This is a genomic window from Brachyspira sp., assembly GCF_050873525.1.
Classification (GTDB): Bacteria; Spirochaetota; Brachyspiria; order Brachyspirales; family Brachyspiraceae; genus Brachyspira.
Map to the genome: position 1 here is coordinate 1 of NZ_JBNMIZ010000358.1, position 1,148 is coordinate 1,148.

The 1,148-nt window shown below is 23.5% G+C and carries 2 protein-coding genes; one reads left to right on the forward strand and one right to left on the reverse strand.

The annotated features are described in order from the left end of the window. Positions 1-186 precede the first annotated feature (186 nt). Complete coding sequence (locus ACR0QS_RS13315) at positions 187-429, forward strand: hypothetical protein (RefSeq protein WP_432633934.1); 243 nt, start codon at positions 187-189, stop codon at positions 427-429. Between the two features lie 7 nt (positions 430-436). On the opposite strand, the gene ACR0QS_RS13320 is transcribed toward ACR0QS_RS13315, so the two are convergent. Further along, positions 437-910, reverse strand: a complete 474-nt coding sequence (locus ACR0QS_RS13320; protein ID WP_432633935.1) for an ankyrin repeat domain-containing protein — start codon at positions 908-910, stop codon at positions 437-439. Between the last annotated feature and the right edge of the window lie 238 nt (positions 911-1,148).

Here is a 1,148-nt window from a genome sequence, read left to right on the forward strand (position 1 = left end):
ATATTAATCTCCGTTTGGATTATGAATTTACTTGAATTATATCATATTTAACAAAAAAATAAATTATTAATTTTTTATTAATTTGAATTTGAACTGTTATAATATTAGCAATAAAAAAAGTTATTGACTTTTTATAAAAAAATATTAAATTAAATTGCGAAAAGAAAATTATTTTTGGAGTTACTGATGGAACGAAATATAATAGACGGATACAGAAAAATCGAAGGAAATTATCCAAACTACAGAGAATATTTAATTCATTTTTATTGTAAAGACTGTTTCAATTTTTGGGCGGTGGACGAAAAAGAAATTAATATATCGGAATTTGATGATTTGAGTCAGGTTGATGATATTATTGAGGACTCGGTTTCTAATTGTCCAATTTGCGGTTCTACAAATATAACGAGAACGAAAAATAATAATAATTAAATAATAATTAATTGAAATTTATTTTATTATTGATTAATTCTATAATCTCTTTAGAATCGATTTCTTTGGCGATTGTTAAAGCGTTTTTGTCTTCTTCGTTTATTATTGATAAATCCGCTCCGCTTTCTATGAGGAATTTTGCCGCTTTTATATTATGATTTTTCAAGGCAATTATTAAAGCGCTCTCTCCTCTAATGTCTATATCGTTAATATTCGCTCCGTTTTTTAGCAAATAATCTATTATTTCAATCGCTCCGTCTTCTGCGGCATACATTAAAGGAGTTTTATTTGAAAAGTCTTTTGAATTTATATTTACTCCCGAATTTAAAAATTCTTTTATTTTTTTAATGTCTCCGTATAAACAGGCGATATGAATGCTGTCCGAACCTTCGATTTTTATATTTTTCAATATTCTTTTAAGCGAAGGAAGTAATATTATTACGGCAAATATAACGATTACAATTATAATATTTGAATTCATTTTTCTATCCGATTTTTAATTTTTAGTCTTTATATTTTATAAAATTTTTAAGAATTTAACAAATTCTAATGAACATATTTAATTAAACAATTTTTATAATTTATCGTAAAATTAATTTATTTTTACGCTTTTTATAGGCTTTACAATTTTTATTATTTATAGTATATTAAACTAATTATTTTTAATTAATTTGATTGATAGGAGATATTTTCGATGTCCGAAGTAAATTCAGTAAATA

What these genes read in the sequence shown, in the direction of transcription:
- ACR0QS_RS13315 (WP_432633934.1), top strand. Translation starts at nt 187, where the DNA reads ATGGAACGAAATATAATAGACGGATACAGAAAAATCGAAGGAAATTAT.
- ACR0QS_RS13320 (WP_432633935.1), bottom strand. Translation starts at nt 910, where the DNA reads ATGAATTCAAATATTATAATTGTAATCGTTATATTTGCCGTAATAATA.